This is a genomic window from Segatella oulorum F0390, assembly GCF_000224615.1.
GTDB lineage: Bacteria > Bacteroidota > Bacteroidia > Bacteroidales > Bacteroidaceae > Prevotella > Prevotella oulorum.
The window spans coordinates 1-2,185 of sequence record NZ_JH114215.1; the positions used below are offsets into that span (position 1 = coordinate 1).

The following is a 2,185-nucleotide window of genomic DNA, read 5'->3' on the forward strand; positions in this document are numbered from 1 at the left end:
AATCTCTGAGGTCTTTTTCGTTTTGTGAATATGAAAGCGACAATTCCATTTATAAGGGAGAGATTTGAGCAATTCAATGCACAAATGTTTGGCGGGCAGCTGCCTCAGTTGCCCATCAGGCTTAGTCATGCAAGGACTTTTGTGGGCATGTGTACGTTTAAGCGGCGCCGGCTTTTGGGCGGAGGAATGGAGAATTATGATTTCAAACTGCAAATCAGCACGCAAATTGATTTGAGCGAATGCGAACTCGAAGACACGATCATTCACGAGATGATACATTATTATATAGGTGTTCATCAATGGCGAGACACGAGTGCGCATGGGCGGCTGTTTCGGCAAATGATGAATGACATTAACGAGCGATTTGGTCGACAGGTCACGGTTTCACATCAATCGACGAAGGCCCAGCGTGAACAGACGGTTGACAAAGAGCCCCACTATCATGTTGTTGCCGTTGTGCGATTTAAGGATGGGCGCGTGGGGATAAAGGTATTGCCGAGGATTTCTCAGCGCATATTTTATTATTATCAGCACGTTGGTGCGCATCAGGATGTGGCGCATGTGACGCTGTATATGGCGCATGACGCATTCTTCAATCGCTTTCCCAATTCCTCTGCGCTCAAAGTGCATTTTGTAAATGAGGACGATTTGACGGCACCTTTAAAGGGGGCCAAGTTCATATCGGTAGAAGGAAACAAGTTGCGCATCTGACCCGACACGAGCATAGCGCAAAATAAGAATGCTTCAACTTTGCGGATACTTATCATCGGCATGCGTCGTTAAAGGGCAAAAAAGGGTGGAATGGGGGAGCGTTGTCTCGATATTTTCCTTATATTTGCAGCATATTCGCCGCATATTTGCAACATATTCGCCGCATATTCGCCGCATATTCGCCGCATATTTGCAGCATATTTGCAGCATATTTGCAGCATGAACGATGTATTAACAAGATGAAAACAGTATGAGATGGCATTTTTTTAGTTTTATGGTTGCGTTATTTTTGGCCGTTGTTTCCTGCAACAACCCGCATGGCGAGATGGGGGTTGCTGACGATGAAACCACCACTTATGAGCTGAAATTGCAGATGGGCATGCCCCATTCGCAGCGCAAGGCGTCGCGGGCGCTTGTCCCCGCGGCACGGTTGTGCACGCATATTGACATGGGCCTCTACAATCGGCAGGGGCTGTTGGTGCAGGCCCATCATCAACAAGCGGGCGAAAAGGGTTTCGGGCAGTTGAGCCTACGTTTGAAGAAGGGGGATTACAGCCTCCGCATCGTTGGGCATAGCGGGCGCGAAGCCGTTGATTTAGACCGGCTCAACCGCATTGCTTTCCATGGCACCATGACCGACTCCTATCTCTATGCCGACGAGATTTCCTTGCAGCGCAACGCCGTTGTGCAGGTTTGTTTGGAGCGTTGTGTCGCCTGTGTGCAGTTTGTGGTCAAGGACAAGGTGCCCGCGTCGGTTGCACAATTCCGTTTCACCTATTCGGGCGGTGCGGCGAGTTATGATTTGATGAAGCACGGTGGCGAGCGGAGTGCAACGTTGGTGGCGCTGTTTGATGTTGCCGATTCGGCGCGTCGCGACAGTTCCATGTATGCTTTTTATGCCATCCCGCTCAAGCGTCAGCGCTCGCTCGATGTGCTTGTCGAGGCGCTCGGCCGTGACGGAAAGGTTGTGAAGAAGCTCCATCGTGCCGCAGTCGCCATCCACCCCAATGTCATTACGCGTTTCAGCGGCTATTTTTTCGCCGACGAGCCTTAGCCCTCTCCCTGCCTTTGCGCATGTTTGATGGCTGTTGAAATCCGTTTTTGTGATGGTGCCGCAGGGTCGGGCGTCAAAAAATAATGGATTTTTTCTGCGCCGCAGGGTTGCACGTCCCAAAATAATGGATTTTTTCTGCGCCGCAGGGTTGCACGTCCCAAAATAATGGATTTTTTCTGCGCCGCAGGGTTGCACGTCCCAAAATAATGGATTTTTTCTGCGCTGCAGGGTTGCATGTCCCAAAATAATGGATTTTTTCTGCGCCGCAGGGTTGCATGTCCCAAAATAATGGATTTTTTCTGCGCTGCAGGGTTGCATGTCCCAAAATAATGGATTTTTTTCTGCGCTGCAGGGTTGCAAGTCCCAAAAATAATGGATTTTTTTCTGCGCCGCAGGGTTGCATGTCCCAAAAATAATGGA

Annotated in this window: 3 protein-coding genes; 2 read left to right on the top strand and 1 reads right to left on the bottom strand. The window is 49.7% G+C overall.

Features of this window, described 5'->3' with window-relative positions:
* Positions 1-30 precede the first annotated feature (30 nt).
* Together HMPREF9431_RS11930 and HMPREF9431_RS00010 are read left to right on the top strand one after the other, a co-directional pair.
* Positions 31-711, top strand: a complete 681-nt coding sequence (locus tag HMPREF9431_RS11930; protein ID WP_004378965.1) for a SprT-like domain-containing protein — start codon at positions 31-33, stop codon at positions 709-711.
* A 274-nt stretch (positions 712-985) separates the two neighbouring features.
* Positions 986-1,765, top strand: coding sequence for a hypothetical protein (locus HMPREF9431_RS00010; protein WP_155812891.1), 780 nt, complete (start codon positions 986-988; stop codon positions 1,763-1,765).
* Here the strand turns inward: HMPREF9431_RS00010 and HMPREF9431_RS00015 are convergent.
* A partial coding sequence (locus HMPREF9431_RS00015) for a hypothetical protein (RefSeq protein ID WP_004378967.1) occupies positions 1,762-2,185 on the bottom strand: 424 nt, incomplete at its 5' end. The genes HMPREF9431_RS00010 and HMPREF9431_RS00015 overlap by 4 nt on opposite strands.